Consider the following 18,770-nt stretch of genomic DNA (forward strand, 5'->3'; position numbering starts at 1 on the left):
CGCCCGCGGAGTAGTAAACTTTTGAATTGTCAACATGAGACATGTGGCACGGACAGCGAAATTTCGGAGCTCAACCAGATTTTGGTGAAGCTGATGCGGCAAGGATGGAAAACAGGATGAAAAGGGGAGTGCTAGACCCGATCGTGCAGGAGTCTACGCCGGCCATTATTGCCCGCCGTATCCGCAATGCAATCGCGCGAGGTGATTTCGCTCCCGGCATGCAACTCGGTGAAGCCGAGCTTGCTAAAGAACTGGGAGTCAGCCGGGGGCCCCTGCGGGAGGCCATGCAGCGGCTCACCCAGGAAGGGCTGCTGGTTAGTTACCGAAACAGGGGCCTCTTCGTCGTCACCATGGATGAGGACGATTTCCGGGATATATACCTCGCCAGAACCGCAGTGGAGGCTGCCGCCATCCGCCGGGTGGCCGGCACGAACCCCGAGGGCAACGCGGCCGAGCTAATGAAAGCTGTGCATGCCATGGAGGACGCGGCGGAAACCCCAAACAGCGAAGCTATGACCCAAGCGGACATGCGCTTCCATGCCCTCTTGGTTGAGCTCGCCGGCAGTCCCCGCCTGAAGAAGATGCACGACACTCTCCTTACTGAGACGCGGATGTGTCTCAATGCCCTGAAAAGCACGTACGACACGGCTGACAGGCGCATCGCCGAACATAAAGGCATCGCGGAAGCCATCTCCAAGGGAGATTCAAACCTCGCCGAGAAGCTTATGGCCGAGCACATGGAGGACGCACTGACGCGGCTGATCCCGTAGTCATCCTCCGCGTCAAGGCGATTTGCTTGGGCGTGAATCGGCGAATGCTGATCCGGGAAGCCCAGGCTTGCCTGCTCTGCCCGGGCCTCCCGCAGTTGTGGTCCGGCACTGTGCGGGATCTACAAGCCACCGCACCCTTGATCATGTCGGGACGACGACCACCCGCCTTCCCAAGATTCGGGACCGTCAACCAGCACACGGGCAGAACGTTGCCCCCCGCACCCTCGTCCCAGCGGACAGCCCAAGATATCAACCGCTCTTCGCGTGGTCATCGATACGCCGGGTCACCAGTATGTCGTTCAGCCGGGCGTGCTACCTGCAACTGCTGAGCCGGCTGAGTCGGAAATGCCCGCAGCCAGCGCACAAAAGTGTTGATGTGATTCAGCTCACGGGCTATGCTGGCAACACCGACTGCAGATTGTGTACAAAAGGCAATCGACTGGATGGGCATCTGCGGTGCGACCTTCGGCACACGTCGAGCTGGGAGAGACACATGAAGGTGAACAGGAAAGCCAGTACCATCGGAGCGCTTGCGCTGGGTGCGACCTTGGCGGTAACCGGGTGCGGGGCTATGGGAGGCTCCGAGAGCGGTCAGACTGGCGGGGCCACTGACGCCGGGTCGGCACAGGATTGGACCGCGCCGGCCATCCACACGGCCGCGGACGGTCAGACTACGGAATCGGACTACACTCCCATTGCACAAGACCAGGTATCCGAGCAGTGGAAGCTTTGCGTTCTGTTCCCGCATATGAAGGACTCATACTGGGCTGCAACGAACTACGGAACGCTGACCGAAGCGCAGCGGGACAACCTTGAGTACAGCATGTTCGAAGCCGGAGGCTACACCAACCTCGACAGGCAGCTGAGCCAGATGCAGGACTGTATCAACGGCGGTTATGACGCCATTATTCTAGGCGCCATTAACGCTACGGGTGTTTGCCCTCAGGTTGCCGCCGCGCTGGAGAAGAAGATTCCGGTCGTGGATTTCATCAATGGAACCGATTGCCCGGAGTCCGAGGACAACCCGCTCTTTTCGCACGCGCTGGTGAGCTTCCATGATCTTGCGGTGACGACGGCTGAGTACATCATCGAGGACACTGCGGGGTCGCCCGCAAGCGTAGGATTCTTCCCTGGACCCGAGGGCGCCGGATGGTCGGACGCCGCGGTCAAGGGTTTCCGGGACACGATCGAAGGAACAAATGTGGAGATCGCGGAGATGCGCCGCGCTGATCCCGGCTTGGAAATCCAACAGAACTTGATCGAGGATACCCTCAAAATTCACCCGGATATCACCCACATTGTGGGAGTGGACATTGCGGCCGAAGCGGGCGTGAATGCAGTCCGCAGCGCCAACAAGACCGGAGAGATCGATGTCTACGCATTCGACATCATCCCGCCTGTTTACGACGCTATCGTGGCCGGCGACGCCGTAGGTTCCCCGACGGACTTCACAACGATTCAGGGGCGCATGGCGGTCGATCAGGCAGTCCGCATGCTTGAAGGCGAGAAGCTGCAGGCACCCACCTCCGGACCGGTGCCCATGATGATCACCCAGGAGAATGCCGCCGACGTGCCCTATACCGAGATGTTCGCGCCGCGGGATTTCAAGACGGTCACGAGCTGGACACCGGAGAGCTGATGCGGCGACGGAGCTAAGCTGCAGCGGCCCCCGGTGGACCACCACCGGCATGGGAAGGAAGTGAGGCAGGTTTGGAGCAGGAAGCGGTCGTTTCGCTCAGGGACATCGTTAAAACGTTCGGAGCCGTAAAGGCCCTTAACGGCATGTCCCTCGACCTTTACCCCGGCGAAGTCCACATCCTGCTGGGCGAGAACGGCGCGGGGAAATCGACTCTGGTCAACATTCTCCTCGGCAACTACCAGCCCGACAGCGGTACGATCACGGTTCGTGGTTCCAAAGTTGTCCACCATTCGCCGGCCCATGCGCGCAAACTCGGCATCAACGTCGTCCTGCAGGACTTCAGCTTGGCTCCAACGCTGTCGGTGACCGAGAATCTGTTCCTTGGCCGCGAGCTGAAAAAACTCGGTCTCGTCGACAATGGGAAAATGAGGGCCGTCGCCCGGGAAAAAATCGGACAGCTCGGGGGTGCGATAGATCCGGAGGCGGAGTGCGGTTCGCTGCCCAGGGCCGAGCAGCAGCTTGTTGAGATCACTAAAGGACTCTTGGGAACTCCGGGCATCCTCCTGCTCGATGAGCCAACGGCTGCGATTAGTGAGCGGGAAGCCGACAGGCTGTTCAAAATCATTGACCGGCTCCGGGACGAGGGCTGGGCGCTTCTCTATATCACCCACCGGATGGAGGAAGTCCGGCGCCTGGGTGACCGGGTGACGGTGATGCGGGACGGCCAGTTCATTTCGACGAATACTCTCGAGGAGTTTTCCGAGGAGAAGCTGATAAATGACATGGTCGGCCGTGAACTGGCAGCTGTTTACCCGGATAAGGCGGAAACGAACGGCCCACCTCTGCTGGAGGTCGAAGACCTGTCGACAGCCGACGGCAAGGTCACTCAGGCATCCGTGCGGGTGTGCCAGGGCGAAATTGTCGCTGTGGCCGGCCTGGTGGGGTCGGGGAAAAGCGAACTCGCCAAGGCCATCCTCGGCCTCCTGCCCCTTTCAAGCGGGCGCGTATCGGTAGGAGGCAAAAGTTATACTCGTCCGAATCCTCGAAACATGATCCAATCGGGTATCGGTTTCATGCCAGAGGACCGCAGGCGGGAAGCTCTCGCGCTCGATCTCAGCGTCCAGGAAAACATTGCACTTGAAGTTAACCGGGCGAAGAAATACAACACTCTTGGCTTGATCTACGGATCGAAAATCCGTCTCCTAGCCCAGGCTTTGGCCAAGAAGCTCGACATCCGGCCGCGGTCCGTCACGGCAGAAGTCCGGGCTCTGTCCGGCGGCAACCAACAAAAGGTCGTCCTGGCCCGTGCCCTGACCCGCGAGCGCAACGTTTTCGTAGTAGCCGAACCTACATCCGGGGTGGATGTGGGGGCCCGCCAGGAAATCTACGCCAACCTGCGCAAACTGTGCCGCGATGGCGCCGGTGTCCTGATGATCTCTTCAGATCTTGAGGAGGTCGTAGGACTCGCCGACCGGGTCTATGTGATGAACGGGGGGCGGGTGCAGGTCGAGCTCGTTGGAAACCAGATCACGAACGAAGCCGTTGTTGCTGGTGCCTTTGGGCATGCAGCGGGCGCGGCAGCATAGGACCGTCATGTCAGCAACCGAAGTCAAAAGCTCTGCGGCCACTCCCGGCGCGGCAAAGAAAGAAAACCGCCAGTACTGGCTCAGGTTTTTCAGCACCGTCGGCCCGTTGCCGCCGTTGCTACTCGTAATGGTGGTCGTCTTTGCCGTGGCAAACGACCGTTTTCTGCAGCCCGATAATCTGCTCTCCGTATCCCAGCAATCCGTGGCGCTGCTGCTGATTTCTTTGGGACAGATGCTGGTACTGGTCACCGGTGGCTTTGATTTGTCAGTGGGAGCAACAGTTGCCCTGTCGTCGGTCGTTTCCGCGACAATGATGAAACTGGTTTACGGCGGCATGCCTGAATTTGCAGGTCAGTCCATGATCATGGGATTCGTCGTATGCATCGCCGTAGGCGTCGTAGTCGGGCTGGCAAACGGACTCGGAGTGGCTTTTCTGAAGGTCAATCCGTTCATTGTCACACTCGCAACCGCCACAATCGTCGCGGGCGTGACCATGGTCTTCAGCGGCGGGGCAACGGTTTCCGGTCTGCCGCGAGAGTACGTTGTCGGGCTGGGAGCCGGGTTCACCTTTGGCATTCCAAACCTGGTACTCCTTGCTCTTCCGGTCCTGATCCTTGTCTTCGTCGTATTGAAATGGACAACTTTCGGCCGCCACCTGTACGCGATAGGCGGCAATGCCCTGGCGGCGAAGACCGCGGGAATCCAAGTGCGGCGGAACCTGATCACGACTTACGTGATCTGTGCCGTTCTGGCCTCCCTGGCCGCTTACCTCCTGACCGCCCGCAGCGGTTCGGGACAACCGACTTTCGGCGGTGCTTTTGCCCTACAGTCCATAACCGCGGCCGTCATTGGAGGGGCGTCGCTGCAGGGCGGCAGAGGCGGCGTTGGCGGTACGGTCCTGGGCGTCATTTTCATCATGCTGCTCGGTAACGGTATGAACTTCATGCGACTCGATACCAACATGCAAAGCATCGCCCTGGGTTTGGCTCTCATTCTCGCGGTCGTGGCAGACCGCTTCCGAGCCTCAGCCAAGGCCCGCCTTATCGCTAGAGGGGTCACGTCATGACCGAGCCGCTCTTCGAATCGCTGATGGTAGCCAACCGGGGCGAGATTGCCCGGCGGATCATCCGGACGGCGAACGCCCTCGGCATCAGGACGATAGCGGTCTGCTCGGACGTCGACGTGGAGCTTCCCTTTGTGAAGGAAGCCTCGGAGTCCGTCTCCCTGGGACCTGCCAATCCTGCCGAATCCTACCTGAACGTCGACAAACTGATGGACGCAGCCCAATCGGTCCGGGCTTCGGCCATCCACCCGGGCTACGGTTTCCTCGCTGAAAATCCCGGCTTCGCCCGGCGGGTTATCGAAAGCGGCATCGCGTGGGTGGGGCCCTCACCGGAATCGATGGAAATGGTGGCGGACAAGATCAACGCCCGAAACCTGATGCAGGCCGCCGGCGTGCCGGTGGCGACCGGATCAGCCGAACCGGTAAGCGACCCCTCTGAAGCAGTCAAAATCGCCAATGCTGTCGGCTATCCCGTTATCGTCAAACCCTCCGGAGGCGGAGGCGGCATCGGCATGATAGTTGCCGACAATGACGAAGCCCTGAAGGCAGCTTTCGATACTGCACGGTCGCGAGCAGAGCGCTTCTTCGGGGACACGCGGATCCTCATTGAACAGTTCATCCAGCACGCCCGCCACGTCGAGGTTCAGATCCTCGGGCTCGCCGATGGCAGGGTCATAGCGCTCGGAGAGCGCGACTGCTCGGTCCAGCGCCGGCACCAGAAGGTCGCCGAGGAGTCGCCGTCTCCGGGAATCACACCCGAACTCAGGGCCCGGATGCTGGACGCCGCGGTAAGAGCGGGGACTGCTGTCGGGTACCGCAATGCCGGTACCGTCGAATGTCTGGTCGATCCCGAGCGCCAGACCTTCGTTTTCTTGGAAATGAACACCCGGCTGCAAGTGGAGCACCCTGTCACCGAAGCCGTGTTTTCCGTCGACCTTGTCGAAGAACAGCTCCGTGTCGCCGCCGGCCAGGAGGTTGGCTTTGACGCCCGCAACCTCCAGCCATCCGGACATGCCATAGAGATGCGCATCTATGCAGAAGACCCTAAACGCTTCCTGCCATCGCCCGGGCATATCAGTGAGTGGACGGAACCAACAGGAGAAGGTGTCCGCGTCGACAGCGGCTATGCAGCCGGCAATACCGTAACCACGGCCTACGATCCGCTCCTGGCAAAACTCATCGTTTGGGGGCAAGACCGGGAAGAAGCACTCGCACGTGCCGGGTCCGCCGTCGCAGCCTTCCAAGTATCGGGGCTAAAAACCAATCTCCCCTTTTTCCAGATGCTTTTGAACGATCCGGCATTCAAGTCGGGCCGCTACAGCACCGGCATCGTGGCCGAAGTGCAGGACCGGGCTGCGGAGTCGAAAGCAAAGGGCGAGACAGGTCAGGAGGAGTACTCGAGATGAAGCCCCACAAGGTCTCCAACCAGTACATCTCGGAACAGTGGGCAGGGGTTCCCTCTGCGCTTTACGAACAACGGGCGGCCACTGACGGAAAACCCGCTGTCACGTACCGGCTCGCAGGGGACAGTTATCTCCTGGTTGAGTTCGGTGACATGCATTTTGACCTGAACCTCAACTTCTTTGTGCACAACATCAACACCGAGGTGAACCAGTCCCGCCCTCCGGGACTGGTTGAAACATCCCCCGGTTTCCGTTCCATATTGCTCTCCTATGACCCGGCGGAAACAAACGTCGGGAATCTGGTTCGGGCACTGGATGAGGCCTACGACAATGCAGCAGGTACGGAAAACCTGGTGCTTCCCAGCCGAAGAGTAAATCTTCCTGCTGCTTTTCACGATTCGACGTCCAAGGCAGCTGTTGCCCGCTATGTCCGCAGCATCCGTTCGGATGCCCCCAACTGCGTGAATGATAACAACGTCGATTACACGATCGCCTACAACGGTCTTCGAGACGTTGACGAGTTGATTGCAGTCGTGACAGGGACAGACCTCTGGGTCGGATTCATCGGGTTTTTCCCCGGGCTACCCTTCACTTTCCCGTTGGATCCGAGGAAGGTCCTCTTCGCTCCCAAGTACAATCCGACACGTACTTGGACAGCGGAAGGAGCCATCGGTCTGGGCGGACCGTGCTACTCGATCTACCCCGTGGAATCGCCGGGCGGATATCAACTGCTCGGCAGAACGCTGCCTGTGTATGACATCCAACAGCGCAATCCTGCTTTCGCCCAGTCGCCTCTGCTGCTGCGCCCATGTGACCGCATAAGATTCCATGCCGTTTCCGAGCAGGAACTGGCGGATTCCTTCGAAACCGTCCACCGGGGCGAATACGTCTACGACATACAGGACGAAGACTTCGACGTCGCCACCTATAACGCCTGGTGCGCCTCGCTCGTGGCCGAAGCCGCAGACTTCACCGCCAAGCGGGACGCCGCTGCCGCGGCAACCGCCGTCCCGTGAGGAGTCACATGTCCATTGAAGTGGTTCAACCCGGCATCCAGACAACCGTTCAGGACTGGCCTGGACGAATCGGAATGCTGTCACGCGGTTATTTCCCCGCCGGCCCGATGGATGATTTCGCCTTCCGGCTCGGCAATGTAGCCGTCGGCAACAGCCCTGACGCTGCCGGTCTGGAAATCACACTAGGCAAGACCAAATTCCGGTTCCGTGCCCCTGCCACCGTGGCAGTAACCGGCGCCGCCGGCGAAGTGTCCGTCGACGGTAGCCCGGTGCCACAGTGGGCCGCTGTCGACGTTCCCGCAGGTGCCGAACTGAAAATTGGCCTGGCGGTATCCGGGTTCAGGTTTTATCTGGCGGTCAGAGGAGGAATCCATGTCCCCCGAATCCTCGGTTCCCGGTCCACCTACACGATGGGTTCGCTGGGAGGAGTAGAAGGGCGGGCACTCGTCAAGGGAGATGTCCTGGACATCGGAAGCTCGGATACCTCGCCTATAGCGGAACTGCGGCAGGAACGGATCCCCGAGTATCGGCACGACTGGGAAGTGGAAGTCGTGCCAGGGCCATTTGCCACACCTGAATTTTTCACGGAGGGAGACGTCGAGGATTTCTTTGCACGGTCCTGGACGGTTGACCAGAATTCAAACCGTACCGGTATCAGGCTGGACCCGGCGAGGCTTCAGTGGGCCCGGTCCGACGGCGGTATTGCCGGCGGACATCCATCCAACATCCTCGATACCGGCTACCCTGTGGGCGGGATCAACCTCAACGGTGACACTCCCGTGATCCTCGGACCAGACGGGCCCACTTCCGGCGGCTTTGTCGTATTCGGAGTCGTGCCGAAGGCGAGCCTGTGGAAGACCGGCCAGATGCGGCCGGGGACCGATACGATCCGGTTCAAGCCGATTTCCATCCACGACGCCTATGCATTGGACGAGGAACGTTCCTTGCTCATGTCTGCAGCAGGAGGGACCGAATAATGAACACAGCCATTGAAATCAACTGCGACATGGGAGAAGGTTACGGCCGCTGGCGCTTCGCGCCGGACGAAGAATTCATGCCCTATATCAGCGCCGCTAACATCGCCTGCGGCTTCCATGCGGGAGATCCGAGAATCATGCGCCGAACGGTCCGGGCGGCAGTCGGTCAGGGCCTCCAGATCGGAGCGCACGTCTCGCTGCCGGACCTTCTGGGCTTCGGACGGCGACGGATAGCGGTCTCAGCGGAAGAGCTCCAGGACTACACGCTGTATCAAATAGGCGCACTACAAGGCTTCGTTGAGGCCGAAGGCTCGAAACTTTCCCATGTGAAACCGCACGGGGTCATGTATCTGATGTCGCTGGAGGATGAAGAGCTGGCCGAAGCTGTCATAGCGGCGGTAGCCGAAATAGACAGTTCGCTCCCTCTCTACTGTTTCGACAAGCGCCACACGGAGCTCGCCGCTCGTTACGGCGTCCGGTTAGTCCAGGAAGGATTTGTCGACCTCGGCTATGACGACGCCGGCAACCTTATCATCGAGCGGGAAAAGCTGGCTTGGGACCCTGCGCTTGTGTCCTCACGCGCCATCAGGTTTGTGAGGGAAGGGAAAGTAGCCACGGTGTCGGGGCGGGATCTCGATATCTCCCCGGAAAGCATTTGTCTGCACGGGGACGCACCGAACTCGGTGGAGGTTATCCGCACGGTCTGGCATTCGCTGCAGGATGCCGGCATAGCTGTGCGTCCGTTGACGGAAGCCGAAAACGTGCCGCCGGAACCGGACTGATCCGGTGCGATTCGAGCTGCCCCCGGAAGGGTAGGAGCAACGAGTTGAGTGAGCCTGTACTGGAGCCGATTCTCATCGACGGAACAGTGGACACCATCGTCAACCGGCTGCGGGGCGCTATCGAAAAGGGCGCCTACTCGCCGGGCCAACAGCTGCGGGAAACCAGTCTTGCCCAGCAGCTGAACGTCAGCCGTTCGCCGGTGCGCGAGGCAATGCAGCGGCTCATACAGGAAGGTCTCCTGCACCGGGTGCGCAACCGCGGAGTTTTTGTTTTAGAACTATCCGAGGCGGATATGGATGACATCTCCGTCGCACGTCACTCCGTTGAAAAGACAGCTGCAGAGGAGCTTGCAAAGAATCCAAGGAAACAAATCTTTGATGAACTTCGCCGCATCATCGGCGACATGAAGACGGCGTCGGAAAGCGGACGCCCCTGGTCCGATCTGGTCGACTTGGACCTGGCGTTCCACACGGTCTTGGTCGGGAGCCTCGGCAACAAACGTCTCACGGTCTTCTACCAGACCCTCCTCACCGAAACGCGCCTGTCGTTGATGATGCTGGAGAAATCGTATCCACAACCAAAGGAGATAGTGGCCGAACACCAGGAGCTCCTGGCAAACGTGGAAGGAGGAAACATCGCGGACCTGGGCGAGCAAATCAAACAACACATGGACCACACGGGCCAGCGCCGCAGGTCCATGACGAATACAGCAACGTAATGGCCCGGTTTTTCGAGGAGGAACGCAAATTGAGTGAATTACGGTCGGATCTGGCGGCAAATGTTTGGAAAATCCTCGTGGCGCCGGGAGCGTCTGTGGAGGAAGACGAAACCATCATGATCCTCGAATCCATGAAGATGGAGATCCCGGTTGAAGCGCCCGAAGCCGGCGTTGTCGCGGACATCTCCGTGTCCGAAGGGGATGCGGTCGCGGAAGGACAGCTACTCGCCGTCCTCGACTAGCCGACGGGCACATGCCACACCCCCAGTGCCCGTCTAACTCCGCCTGAATGCATGCTGAATCGCTCGTCACACCCGCAAGCGACGCGCAAGATGGGACAGCCCATGAGGCGATGCGCAAGCAAATGGGGACAGCCCGTGAGGCACAAGGCAGTCTGGGGCGGGGCCTTTTACATGGGACTGCTCTATCGACCTGCCGAGGAGAACAAACAATGGCTACCAAAGCAACCGTTCTGAACCAAACAAACCGTCCCAAGGGTGTGGGCGAGTCACTATGGAGCGCCCAGGCGCACATGCCCTCGGTCCTGCAACGCCGCGTCGTCATTACCGAAGGCCGAGGCGCGTACCTCACGACCTCAGACGGACGCCGCCTGCTCGATGCCACTGCCGGACTGTGGCACGCAAATATCGGCCACGGCCGGGAATCAGTGGCGAAAGCGGCTTATGACCAGATGTGCAAACTGGAGACGTACCACGTATTCGGCCGGTTCGCGAACGATGTGGCACTCTCCCTCGCGGACCGGCTTGTGGCCATGGGCCCGATCCCGGACGCCAAAATAATCTTCAACAGTGGCGGGTCGGACTCCGTCGACCTGGCCTGCAAGATTGCACGGCGCCACTGGCAGTTGGAAGGCATGCCTGACAAAAAAATCATCCTCAGCCGTACTCACTCGTACCACGGCCTCCATGCCTTTGGTACCAGCATTGCCGGGCTTGACTTCAATCGATACGGCTACGGCTCAGATTCCCTTGTACCCGAAACCGCCCTTGTTCCCACAAACGATATTGAAGGCGTACGGGCCGTCGTAGACGAAATCGGCCCCGCAAATATCGCCGCCATTATTACCGAACCGATCATAGGCACTGGGGGGGTAATTCCCCCTGCCCCCGGGTATCTTGAAGGCCTGCAGGAAATCGCCCGGAAAGATGACATTCTTTTGATAGTTGATGAAGTCATCACCGGATTTGGCCGGACAGGCTTCATGTTCGCCTCCCAAAGATTCCATCTCCAGCCCGACATGATTCTGTTAGCCAAAGGAATAACGTCCGGCTACGCCCCGCTCGGCGGCGTCCTCGTCTCCAAGCGGATCTGGGGACGGTTCTACAGAGAACAGGACGCCCCCGTCCTCAGACACGGCATGACGTACTCGGGTCATGCAACAGCTTGCGCAGTTGCACACGCGAACCTCGACATCCTTGAGAACGAACAACTGGTTCTACGGGCCTTGGAACTTGAATCCGTCCTACATAAGGCCCTTGCCCCACTTGCCTCGCATCCCCTCGTGCAGGAAATCCGCAGCGGCACCGGTTTTCTCGCCGGCGTCCAGCTTGCACCCGAGGCAGACGCCGAGGTTGTAGCCAACTCATGCATCGACGACGGCGTCGTCGTGCGGCCTCTGCGCGGCAACACCCTCCAAATCAGCCCCCCCTTCGTCGTGGGCGACGAGGACGTTCACCTCATCGCGAAGACTATAGGGCACATCCTCGACGCGGGGAGTAGCACTCCCCCACCGACATCATCAGAGCAGGCAGGAACTTGAATGTCCTGCAACCATCTCCACTACGGAAAGAAGACCCAACGGGTTCCCGATGAACTGCTCGTCGGGAGGGGTCGCCGGCGACTTCGCTCGCAGGCCCTGGAAGTCTTCATACCAGGCGCATTGTCGGGCGCAGCGTGTGCTTTCAGGGGAAGTCCTGGCCCGCACGCACGACCCGGCAGCCTCAACGAGGCAGGTATCGCAGATACGCGATCCCGTTGTCGAACGTTCTGTGTTCAGCGAGGTTTAGGTCGAGGCGCACGTCGTCGGGCAGGGCGCGGAGGCCTCCGCCCACCATCTTCGGCACCACGAAGAACCTGAAGTCGTCAACCAGGCCCGCACGGATCGCGTCTGCCGCAACCGTGGGCCCGAAGATCTGGACCACACCCTCCGCCCGCTCCACGATCCGCTGCAGCTCTCCCAAGCTCAGGCGCGGCACGATGCGCGTTCGGTCCGACGTGAGCTCTTGGACCGTCATTGTCGACGACACCACGACCTTGTCTATGCCGCGCCAGCGCCGGGCGAACTCCCGCTCAGCCGCAGGTCGGTCCTCGCCGTCGGGGTAGGTGTCCCAGTACCCCATCAACGCATAGGTTTTCCGCCCGAGCACCTCGGTCGATATCTCGGCCATGCGCTCGAGGTGCACAGCAAACACTGCATCACTCGGGCCAGTCCACTGGAAATCGCCGTCGGCATCGGCGACGTAGCCGTCGATGGACACGGTCGCGACATAGGCGAGGGTTCCCATGGTCGTCACCCCTTCAAGGTGCTTACCGGTGCCGGCAGCGACACCGGCACATGTCAGTTCTACTTCAGCTCCTCGGCGAGCATCACAATGATGCCGCTGGGACCGCGGACGTACGTGAGCCTATAGGCGTCCTCGTAGGTTGCCACCCCGCGAAGCGGCCGGCAGCCGTGTTTCGCGGCTATTTCGAGGGTCTTGTCCAAATCATCGACTGAGAAAGCGACGCGGTGCATGCCGATCTCGTTCGGGCGAGTGGGCGTCGACTCGATCGCTTCGGGGTGGAGGTACTCGAAGAGCTCGAGCCGACCGTGACCATCCGGGGTCTGGAGCATCGCGATGTGGGCGTGGTTGCCATCAAGCCCGACGGCGGTGTCGGCCCAGTCACCGCTGACCGTGTCACGGCCGAGGACCGTCAGGCCGAGGTCGGTGAAAAAGGCGATGGCTGCTTCGAGGTCGCGAACGGCGATGCCGACGTTCTCCAGTTTGATGGCCATGCGCGACATGCTAGCGAGCCAAGGGGACAAAAAAGAAGCCCCCCCTGCCGGCCCCGCGCCGCGTCGGAGTTGGCACAATAATCGTGTGGACGACCTGCATGTGCCCCCGGGCCCCGGCGCGCCCCGCGGCCTCCGGGTACCGGCGGGAGAGCTGGTCGAGCAGTTCTCCCGAGCCTCGGGCCCGGGCGGGCAGAGCGTCAACACCGCCGACTCCCGTGTGCAGCTCAGTCTCGATCTGGGCACGACAACGGCGCTCAGCGAGGTCCAGCGCGAACGCGCTATCACCAGGCTCTCCGAGAGGATCTCCGGCACTGTGCTCACCATCAGCGCCTCGGAGCACCGCTCCCAGCGGCAAAACAGGGCTGCGGCGCGGCAACGCCTCGTAGCGCTCCTGCGGGACGCGGTGACTCCGCCCGTCGCCCGGCGGGCAACCCGCCCCACGGCTGGCTCGCGGCATCGCCGGCTCGAAGGAAAACGGTTGCGCTCCGAGACCAAGCGCAACCGCAGGCGCCCAGACTCCGAGTAACCTGCCTGTTTGCGCCGAACGCTGGGCTCTGTCTCAGACGTTTGACCGGAACTCCATAGCCCCCGGAGATGCTTCCGGTGACCGTGGCCTGGGGGGATTTCAGCGCTTGACACAGGTCCGGAGGCGGAGAAAAGTGTCGGCCATACCGCACCCTCGCGACTCCCGCCGCCCCGGTTAGCCGTCCCCGGGAGCCGGGTTTGGCCGCTTGATCATGGAAAGGGGTGAGCATGGGTAACGATCCTTTGGGAGCCAAACCGGCGCCATCTTCCCACGGAGGACATGCGGGACGCCTGATCGCCCGGCATCCGGTAACTGCCTTTGTGGTCATTGCGATCGGGCTGACTTGGGCAGCGCAGGTGATATCGATCGTTTTGCTGGGCAATGTTTTGCCCGGGCTCCTGGCAGAACTGCTGATCCTGCTGGGTACTGCGGTCCTGGTTACCGCAGCCTCAGGCGGCAGGAAGGCCGTCCGGGGCCTGTTCCGGCAGGCCGTCCGCTGGCGGGTAGGCGTCGGCTGGTATGTCGCCGCCCTGCTCGCCATACCCGTGCTGACCCTGCTGATCGCCGCGGCAACCGGCTCTTTTCGGCAACCGGAAGCCGGATGGGCCGCCGAAACGGGCAACTATTTCCTCAATACCATCCTCGTCGGGGCTGTGCTGGCGAATATCTGGGAGGAACTGGCCTGGACCGCCGTGGTACAGCACCGGCTGATGGAGCGGTGGGGCCTGATCGCCGGCTCGCTGCTGACAGCCGTACCCTTCGCCCTGATCCATCTCCCCCTCGCCTTCGCGGATAAGGGCTTCACCGGGACGCCCGTCCGGGAGGTGTTTTTCAACTGGGCGGTCCTGTTCCTCTTCGCCCCGATTTTCCGGCTCCTGGCGGGCATGGCGTATCTGGGCACGGGCGGAAGCATCCTCATCGTCGGCCTCCTTCACGGGTCCTTTAATGCCTCCGGCTCGGATAAGCTCAACGCGTTCGAGGGAGAGTGGCAGCAGATCGCCGCCGCGGCCGTGCTGGCCGGCGTGCTGGCGCTCTACCAACAGAGCGGGGCACGCGCTGAGGGGCGTCGAACAGGACCCCGACCGGATGGTTACGAAGCAACCCCGGACGACACCTGAACTGGATTGGTGCAGCGGCGGCGGAATCCCGGTATCCCATCGAGTTCGCACGGGCGGGATCGTTCGTAAACTCGTCTCATGAGTGAATCTTTGGTGCACTACGTGTCATGCGGCATGCTAATACGCGCAGGCCGAGTGTTGCTCGTGCATCGATCACCGTCGAAGGGACGGTATCCCAATGTCTGGGACTTCCCGGGAGGTCACCTCGAACCAGGCGAGAATAGTCGTCAAGCGCTTGCGCGTGAGCTTCGAGAAGAGTTGGGCGTAGAGATCAGTCTGCCTGTTGGGAATCCGCTACTGACCCGCCAAAATGCTGAGATATTCCAGGAAATATGGAGGGTTGAAGAGTGGGAAGGTGAGATCATCAATGCTGCGCCCGATGAACACGACGCCTTCGGATGGTTCAGCTTGGACGAGGCAATATTCCTGGACCTTGCCGATGACGGGTACCCAGCACTCTTCAATCAGGCGCTGACCTGATTCCGACCGGAAAGGTTATAGCTGCGGACACGGTGGTTCTGTGGAGTCGAGAACTGCAATTTGTTCAGCCGGCTTCTGACAACGAAAAAATTTCATGACTTGGGGTAGCGGCACCTGGTTGTTGCGGTGGGAGCCTGCGGGACCAATCCCTCGTAGTGCAGACAACCTAAACGTTGCAGCGGAACTCCACCACGTTTTGCACTCGAATAACCTCTGCTTCACCACGACAGAGGACGTTGGCGTAGCAAACCTCGACACGCCGGATTCTTTTCGGGAACACGTGCCCGGGCCGGGGTCGACGGTTCCCTTTTGCGCTACTTGCTGGCGACGCCCCTGCCGGCAGATTCAACTTGGCGGGCATCGTGCGTGAACCGTTCCAAAGTGCAGGTCTAGGTTACTGGGTGGATGGCGCCTACGCCGGCGGCGGTCTGGCAATCCCCTGCCGTCCAGATAATCGTCGAAACGGCACGTGACGTACTTGGGCTGTGGCGGTGCTGTGGCAGGCGGGCTTCCGGCAGATCGGGATGGCTCCGCGGTACTTGAAGGGAAATGGCAAGACCACAACCTACGGGGGGCGTCTGCGGGGACTAGCTAGAACTGTCCCTCTTACGTAGCGCGCGCCGCCGCAGGAGCACCGACATGGCGACAATAAAGAAAAGCAAGTACAGCCATGCGGGAATCAGCCGCGCCCAGGTGGGGGCGGATACGAGGATCAGAATCAGATTCGCCAATGTCAGCCCGAGCAGACAGATCGCAAAGGGCCACCACAGGGGGTCCGGCTTCCATGTCGCCATGCCCCGAGCCTAAACCTGAGGAGGAGGGAGGGGTACCTCCTTCGGCCGGCTATGGTCCCGCCCGCCTGCATAGCCATCGCGAAAGCGTGCGGGCACTGCCTCGGATGGACCCCTTGGGGATGGAACCCTAGGGCCGGCTGCCGGCCAGGCGCAGCAGTCGAGGCGAAGGCTGCTCGGCATTGCCGCAATTATCCTCGGTGTCATCACGGCTTCCTGCGCTGCCGTATCCCAGACTTCGGACCGCTGCGGCCAGTAACGGGCCTAAACTTCCCCGGATCATTTGCCCTGCATTCCAGTAACCACGTGGAAGTTGGACTTGGACGAGGCTAACCCCAACGGGGCGAAGCGCATTGCAGGCAGAAGTTTCGAGTCTGAAAATGCTCGTCGAGCGGGTGGAGAGGTCTTCCAAAAGACCGACGATCACCGGTATCACGGCAAGTAGTCCTTCGCTTACTTGTACGGCCGGCCTTTCATGTGCAGGTACTCAATATGCGGTCGGTCAACTTTGGGTACCGCGACCAAGGTTGGAGGCGCTAGGGAGCAAGAGAACAGGCATAATGCCAATAAACGAAAAGGTGAGACCATGCCGGCAGTCGTAAACCCAGGGCGACCTACTGCTGGACCAATCGCGGCGACGGTTGTGATTTTGGCTTCGTTGCTCCTCTTTTTCGTCACCGACAACGCGATTGTGGTTGTCGCCGTAGCTGGTGCCGTGGTGTTCTCACTGTTCGGACTACAGATGTCCAAGTGGTACTGGATCCCGTCTAGCCTCGGCGCATTGCTGCTGCTCTTGCTGCTTGCGCCCATGATTCTCATGTGGACTGGAGGCTAAATGGTCGAGGTCCGCACGACAGTCCCATCCGGCATGTCCCAGGTTTGCTCTCGGGAACACGCACCGGGCGGGGGTTGAGTGGACGATGTGTGCGAGGGCCTGGCGGGTCAGAACCCGCAAGGTTAGCGTTCCGACCCTCGAACTCGGGGAATCCGTCCACACGTGCACCCCGGCCCGTGTGAATCGCAGAGCGGTTTGGGCTGAGATTCGCAACGACAGGTCGCGGTGTTTTTCGCGGAGCTAAATGTCACTTCTGTTGGCCGAAAGCCGATCCATTACTGGGCGCTGCGGCTTAGGTGACGGAGTCAACAAGTTCGGGGGCAGTCCCAACCTGCCCGTTTTCGCTGCAGCCACTCCCTGTTCGTCCGTCCCTGCTGTGCCCAAAAGCCACGCGACGTCACACATGCTGGGCACTTATCACACGAACCTCTTCCACTGTCCTTCGGAAACCACCTCGACGGAGTCGTCGACGACCTTGATCGCTGTCTGTTCGTCGATGGCGTAGGCAGGGACACCTATGTCGGCGGCCCACCGCTCTGCGTGGGCCAGGGTGTTGCTCGGGAAAGCGTTCAGGTGCGGAAAGATTGAAAAATCCACCACCCCCAGAGTCCGGTCATCCGGAGCGGACGGCCACTCGACGAAGTAGTCCCCGACCCGCGGCGTCATCACCATGCTTCCGGCACTCACCCCCACCCACACCGTGTCGGGAAGTCTCGGGAGCAGCTCGGCCACTCCGGACTCCCGCATCCAATGGGACAGGTACGTCGCGTCGCCGCCGTCGACCAAGAGCACGTCGGTCTCCCGAAGCCACGGGACCCACCGATCCGCGCCAATGGTGGGCAGCGCAGTGAGCTCGAGAACGCCGAGCGACGCCCAGCCCAAGCCGGACAAATGACGGAAGTCGTGTTCGGCGGCCAGGAGGTTCCGCACCGATGCCGGTCCGCACATCGGGTGACCCCACTGCGCTGTCGGGACGATCAGGGCGCGGCACTGGGACACCGGCTTGTCGAGAAGCTGCACGAGCGCAGAGTGAATGCTCGGGTTCGTCACGCCGCCTGAGGTAAGCAAAAGTTTCAACGTGCCTCCAGAGTCCCCGCGTGGATGGTGGATGCGTCCGAAGCCGTGGGAACAGGCTGGAACTCACCGACAGATCCGGTAAGCACGCCCGTCTGCTGCTCGGCCTTTCAATAGGTACACACCCAGTCAAACTTTGTCCACAGTTCGACGTGGACGCAGACCTCAGGTTGGTCTGTCCCTTTATGAATGCTTTATTTGTTTGTTCGACGCGCGACCTGCGCGGTTCACGCCGCCATCGAGCGGGTGGCTAGGCTGGGTGGATGGCGACAGTTATTCTCGTGCGGCACGGCCGCACCACAGCCAATGCCACTGGACTGCTGGCCGGTCGGGCCGACGGCGTCTGCCTGGACCAGATCGGGCGCGATCAGGCGGCCCTGACCGGAGACCGCCTCGCGGCCGTGCCCGTAGCCGGGGTGGTGTCGAGCCCTATGGAGCGTTGTCGGCAGACCGCCCGGTTCATCCTCGATCGCCAGGCCGGCTCGCCGTACGCGCCGATCGATCTCGATCTCACCGAGTGTGATTACGGCGAGTGGCAGGGCCGGAAGCTCAGTGATCTCGCGACCGAGGATTTGTGGCCGGTTGTGCAGTCGCAACCGTCCGCCGTCGTTTTTCCCGGCGGTGAATCCCTGGCCGCGATGCAGGCACGGTCGGTGGCAGCGATTCGACGCCACGATGCAGCCTTTGAGGCCGAGTACGGGCCAGGGGCCGTGTGGGTTGCGGTCAGTCACGGTGACATCATCAAGTCAATCCTCGCCGACGCGCTCGGCATGCACCTTGACCTGTTCCAGCGTATCAACGTGGGCCCAGCGTCCGTATCGATCGTTCACTACGGCGCTAGTCGGCCAAGCGTCTACGCGACCAACACCGACGCCGGTGATCTCTCGTGGCTGGCGGACGGCATCGGCTCTGCCGAAGCGCCGGTGGGCGGCGGTGCGGGGCAAAAGGCGCCATGAACCTCATGTGCCTAAAATA

20 protein-coding genes are annotated in these 18,770 nt (G+C 61.1%); 16 read left to right on the plus strand and 4 right to left on the minus strand.

Annotated elements, in window-relative coordinates:
- Positions 1-116 precede the first annotated feature (116 nt).
- The 11 genes from AC5RVD_RS09435 to AC5RVD_RS09485 all read left to right on the plus strand — a co-directional run bounded on the left by AC5RVD_RS09435 (position 117) and on the right by AC5RVD_RS09485 (position 11,735).
- Positions 117-770, plus strand: coding sequence for a GntR family transcriptional regulator (locus AC5RVD_RS09435; RefSeq protein WP_494113006.1), 654 nt, complete (start codon positions 117-119; stop codon positions 768-770).
- Positions 771-1,263: 493 nt separating this feature from the next.
- Positions 1,264-2,409, plus strand: coding sequence for a TMAO reductase system periplasmic protein TorT (gene torT / locus AC5RVD_RS09440; RefSeq protein ID WP_494126794.1), 1,146 nt, complete (start codon positions 1,264-1,266; stop codon positions 2,407-2,409).
- 71 nt (positions 2,410-2,480) lie between these two features.
- Positions 2,481-3,995, plus strand: a complete 1,515-nt coding sequence (locus AC5RVD_RS09445; RefSeq protein WP_494112960.1) for a sugar ABC transporter ATP-binding protein — start codon at positions 2,481-2,483, stop codon at positions 3,993-3,995.
- Positions 3,996-4,002: 7 nt separating this feature from the next.
- Positions 4,003-5,061: an ABC transporter permease gene (locus tag AC5RVD_RS09450; protein WP_494112959.1), complete on the plus strand. Its 1,059-nt coding sequence runs from the start codon at positions 4,003-4,005 to the stop codon at positions 5,059-5,061.
- A complete protein-coding gene (locus tag AC5RVD_RS09455) occupies positions 5,058-6,464 on the plus strand; it encodes an acetyl-CoA carboxylase biotin carboxylase subunit (protein WP_494121738.1) in 1,407 nt (468 codons plus the stop codon). Before AC5RVD_RS09450 ends, AC5RVD_RS09455 begins: the two co-directional genes overlap by 4 nt.
- On the plus strand, positions 6,461-7,477 hold the full coding sequence (locus AC5RVD_RS09460) for a carboxyltransferase domain-containing protein (protein WP_494112957.1): 1,017 nt from the start codon (positions 6,461-6,463) through the stop codon (positions 7,475-7,477). The genes AC5RVD_RS09455 and AC5RVD_RS09460 overlap by 4 nt, the downstream gene beginning before the upstream one ends.
- An 8-nt stretch (positions 7,478-7,485) precedes the next feature.
- Entirely contained in the window at positions 7,486-8,454 is a 969-nt protein-coding gene (locus AC5RVD_RS09465) for a 5-oxoprolinase/urea amidolyase family protein (protein ID WP_494126795.1), read from the plus strand.
- Entirely contained in the window at positions 8,454-9,236 is a 783-nt protein-coding gene (locus AC5RVD_RS09470; RefSeq protein ID WP_494126796.1) for a LamB/YcsF family protein, read from the plus strand. The genes AC5RVD_RS09465 and AC5RVD_RS09470 overlap by 1 nt, the downstream gene beginning before the upstream one ends.
- Positions 9,237-9,280: 44 nt before the next feature.
- Positions 9,281-9,955: a GntR family transcriptional regulator gene (locus AC5RVD_RS09475; protein ID WP_494126797.1), complete on the plus strand. Its 675-nt coding sequence runs from the start codon at positions 9,281-9,283 to the stop codon at positions 9,953-9,955.
- A gap of 29 nt (positions 9,956-9,984) precedes the next feature.
- Complete coding sequence (locus AC5RVD_RS09480) at positions 9,985-10,197, plus strand: biotin/lipoyl-binding carrier protein (RefSeq protein ID WP_494126798.1); 213 nt, start codon at positions 9,985-9,987, stop codon at positions 10,195-10,197.
- Positions 10,198-10,406: 209 nt separating this feature from the next.
- Positions 10,407-11,735, plus strand: a complete 1,329-nt coding sequence (locus AC5RVD_RS09485) for an aminotransferase family protein (RefSeq protein ID WP_494126799.1) — start codon at positions 10,407-10,409, stop codon at positions 11,733-11,735.
- Positions 11,736-11,916: 181 nt separating this feature from the next.
- Here AC5RVD_RS09485 and AC5RVD_RS09490 read toward each other — a convergent pair whose 3' ends face one another.
- Both AC5RVD_RS09490 and AC5RVD_RS09495 read right to left on the minus strand, forming a co-directional pair.
- Entirely contained in the window at positions 11,917-12,480 is a 564-nt protein-coding gene (locus AC5RVD_RS09490; RefSeq protein ID WP_494112951.1) for a dihydrofolate reductase family protein, read from the minus strand.
- Positions 12,481-12,539: 59 nt separating this feature from the next.
- Positions 12,540-12,971 (minus strand): VOC family protein, encoded by a 432-nt coding sequence (locus AC5RVD_RS09495; protein ID WP_494112950.1) that lies wholly within the window; start codon positions 12,969-12,971, stop codon positions 12,540-12,542.
- A gap of 85 nt (positions 12,972-13,056) precedes the next feature.
- Between AC5RVD_RS09495 and arfB the strand changes: the two genes are divergently transcribed.
- From arfB to AC5RVD_RS09510, 3 genes are all read left to right on the plus strand, one after another.
- The gene (gene arfB / locus AC5RVD_RS09500; protein WP_494126800.1) at positions 13,057-13,497 is read left to right on the plus strand and encodes an alternative ribosome rescue aminoacyl-tRNA hydrolase ArfB; all 441 of its coding nucleotides are present in this window, start codon (positions 13,057-13,059) and stop codon (positions 13,495-13,497) included.
- Positions 13,498-13,724: 227 nt separating this feature from the next.
- On the plus strand, positions 13,725-14,615 hold the full coding sequence (locus AC5RVD_RS09505; protein ID WP_494126801.1) for a CPBP family intramembrane glutamic endopeptidase: 891 nt from the start codon (positions 13,725-13,727) through the stop codon (positions 14,613-14,615).
- Positions 14,616-14,693: 78 nt separating this feature from the next.
- Positions 14,694-15,095: an NUDIX domain-containing protein gene (locus AC5RVD_RS09510; RefSeq protein ID WP_494126802.1), complete on the plus strand. Its 402-nt coding sequence runs from the start codon at positions 14,694-14,696 to the stop codon at positions 15,093-15,095.
- 587 nt (positions 15,096-15,682) lie between these two features.
- Here the strand turns inward: AC5RVD_RS09510 and AC5RVD_RS09515 are convergent.
- Positions 15,683-15,889 (minus strand): hypothetical protein, encoded by a 207-nt coding sequence (locus tag AC5RVD_RS09515; protein ID WP_494121747.1) that lies wholly within the window; start codon positions 15,887-15,889, stop codon positions 15,683-15,685.
- Between the two features lie 583 nt (positions 15,890-16,472).
- Between AC5RVD_RS09515 and AC5RVD_RS09520 the strand changes: the two genes are divergently transcribed.
- Positions 16,473-16,721, plus strand: coding sequence for a hypothetical protein (locus AC5RVD_RS09520; protein WP_494112945.1), 249 nt, complete (start codon positions 16,473-16,475; stop codon positions 16,719-16,721).
- Positions 16,722-17,138: 417 nt separating this feature from the next.
- Here the strand turns inward: AC5RVD_RS09520 and AC5RVD_RS09525 are convergent, their stop codons facing one another.
- Positions 17,139-17,798 carry a Type 1 glutamine amidotransferase-like domain-containing protein gene (locus AC5RVD_RS09525; RefSeq protein ID WP_494112944.1) on the minus strand — a complete coding sequence of 220 codons (660 nt, stop codon included), beginning with the start codon at positions 17,796-17,798 and terminating at the stop codon, positions 17,139-17,141.
- 260 nt (positions 17,799-18,058) lie between these two features.
- Here AC5RVD_RS09525 and AC5RVD_RS09530 point away from each other — a divergent pair, with 260 nt between their 5' ends.
- Positions 18,059-18,751, plus strand: coding sequence for a histidine phosphatase family protein (locus tag AC5RVD_RS09530; protein ID WP_494067382.1), 693 nt, complete (start codon positions 18,059-18,061; stop codon positions 18,749-18,751).
- Positions 18,752-18,770: the final 19 nt, after the last annotated feature.

It is taken from the genome of Arthrobacter sp. THG-b23 (assembly GCF_059091265.1).

Bases quoted from the DNA above. Each gene is read 5' to 3' on its own strand.
- AC5RVD_RS09450 (WP_494112959.1), top strand. From the start codon at position 4,003: ATGTCAGCAACCGAAGTCAAAAGCTCTGCGGCCACTCCCGGCGCGGCA.
- AC5RVD_RS09530 (WP_494067382.1), top strand. From the start codon at position 18,059: ATGGCGACAGTTATTCTCGTGCGGCACGGCCGCACCACAGCCAATGCC.
- torT (WP_494126794.1), top strand. From the start codon at position 1,264: ATGAAGGTGAACAGGAAAGCCAGTACCATCGGAGCGCTTGCGCTGGGT.
- AC5RVD_RS09515 (WP_494121747.1), bottom strand. From the start codon at position 15,889: ATGGCGACATGGAAGCCGGACCCCCTGTGGTGGCCCTTTGCGATCTGT.
- AC5RVD_RS09455 (WP_494121738.1), top strand. From the start codon at position 5,058: ATGACCGAGCCGCTCTTCGAATCGCTGATGGTAGCCAACCGGGGCGAG.
- AC5RVD_RS09435 (WP_494113006.1), top strand. From the start codon at position 117: ATGAAAAGGGGAGTGCTAGACCCGATCGTGCAGGAGTCTACGCCGGCC.
- AC5RVD_RS09505 (WP_494126801.1), top strand. From the start codon at position 13,725: ATGGGTAACGATCCTTTGGGAGCCAAACCGGCGCCATCTTCCCACGGA.
- AC5RVD_RS09490 (WP_494112951.1), bottom strand. From the start codon at position 12,480: ATGGGAACCCTCGCCTATGTCGCGACCGTGTCCATCGACGGCTACGTC.
- AC5RVD_RS09470 (WP_494126796.1), top strand. From the start codon at position 8,454: ATGAACACAGCCATTGAAATCAACTGCGACATGGGAGAAGGTTACGGC.
- AC5RVD_RS09485 (WP_494126799.1), top strand. From the start codon at position 10,407: ATGGCTACCAAAGCAACCGTTCTGAACCAAACAAACCGTCCCAAGGGT.
- AC5RVD_RS09465 (WP_494126795.1), top strand. From the start codon at position 7,486: ATGTCCATTGAAGTGGTTCAACCCGGCATCCAGACAACCGTTCAGGAC.
- AC5RVD_RS09510 (WP_494126802.1), top strand. From the start codon at position 14,694: ATGAGTGAATCTTTGGTGCACTACGTGTCATGCGGCATGCTAATACGC.
- AC5RVD_RS09495 (WP_494112950.1), bottom strand. From the start codon at position 12,971: ATGGCCATCAAACTGGAGAACGTCGGCATCGCCGTTCGCGACCTCGAA.
- AC5RVD_RS09460 (WP_494112957.1), top strand. From the start codon at position 6,461: ATGAAGCCCCACAAGGTCTCCAACCAGTACATCTCGGAACAGTGGGCA.
- AC5RVD_RS09520 (WP_494112945.1), top strand. From the start codon at position 16,473: ATGCCGGCAGTCGTAAACCCAGGGCGACCTACTGCTGGACCAATCGCG.